Annotated in this window: 1 protein-coding gene; it reads left to right on the top strand. The window is 68.0% G+C overall.

Annotated features, from left to right (window positions below):
• Nucleotides 1-17 precede the first annotated feature (17 nt).
• Nucleotides 18-1,306 (top strand): glycerol kinase GlpK (glpK, locus tag IH44_RS0139845; RefSeq protein WP_030464745.1); only part of this gene is annotated, 1,289 nt, incomplete at its 3' end.

The raw sequence follows: 1,306 nt of genomic DNA on the forward strand, positions 1-1,306 counted from the left end.
GAGCCGAGGATCCCCGTATGACTGCCAATTACATTGCCGCGATCGATCAGGGCACCACGTCGAGCCGGTGCATCGTCTTCGGTGCGGACGGCCGGATCGTGTCCGTGGACCAGCAGGAGCACGCGCAGATCTTCCCGCAGCCGGGTTGGGTGGAGCACGATGCCGCCGAGATCTGGACCCGGGTGCGGTCGGTGGTGCGCGGTGCGCTGGAGAAGGCCGGGCTGTCCCGGGAGGACATCCGGGCGGTGGGGATCACCAATCAGCGTGAGACGACGGTGCTGTGGGACCGGCACACGGGTGTGCCGGTGCACAACGCGCTGGTGTGGCAGGACACGCGGACCGAGGCGTTGTGCCGGGAGTTGGGGCGCAATGTGGGTCAGGACCGGTTCCGGCGGGAGACGGGTCTGCCGTTGGCGTCGTACTTCGCGGGGCCGAAGATCCGCTGGTTGCTGGACAACGTGGAGGGGTTGCGGGAGCGGGCCGAGGCGGGGGACATCCTGTTCGGGACGATGGACACCTGGGTGATCTGGAACCTGACGGGTGGTGTGGACGGCGGCAAGCACGTCACGGATGTGACGAACGCGTCGCGGACGATGCTGATGAACCTGCACACGTTGCAGTGGGACGAGAAGATCGCGGAGTCGATGGGGGTGCCGCTGGCGGTGCTGCCGGAGATCCGCTCCTCGGCGGAGGTGTACGGCGAGGCGGTGGGCGATCTGGCGGGGGTGCCGGTGGCCTCGGCGCTGGGGGACCAGCAGGCGGCGCTGTTCGGGCAGACCTGCTTCGACGAGGGCGAGGCCAAGTCCACCTACGGGACGGGGACGTTCCTGCTGCTGAACACGGGTGAGAAGATCGTCAACTCGTATCACGGGCTGTTGACCACGGTCGGCTACCGGATCGGGGAGCAGAAGCCGGTCTACGCGTTGGAGGGTTCGATCGCGGTGACCGGGTCGCTGGTGCAGTGGTTGCGCGACCAGTTGGGGATCATCTCCACCGCGGCGGAGATCGAGACGCTGGCCAGCACCGTCGAGGACAACGGCGGTGCGTACTTCGTGCCGGCGTTCTCGGGGCTGTTCGCCCCGTACTGGCGCTCCGATGCCCGGGGGGTGATCGCGGGTCTGACCCGGTATGTGACCAAGGGGCATCTGGCGCGGGCGGTGCTGGAGGCCACCGCGTGGCAGACCCGCGAGGTGGTGGACGCGATGCAGAAGGACTCCGGGGTGACGTTGACCGCCCTGAAGGTCGACGGCGGCATGACGTCCAACAACCTGCTGATGCAGAACATCGCGGACGTCCTCGACGCCCC

The organism is Kitasatospora sp. NRRL B-11411, assembly GCF_000721345.1.
In the GTDB taxonomy this organism is placed as follows: Bacteria; Actinomycetota; Actinomycetes; order Streptomycetales; family Streptomycetaceae; genus Kitasatospora; species Kitasatospora cineracea.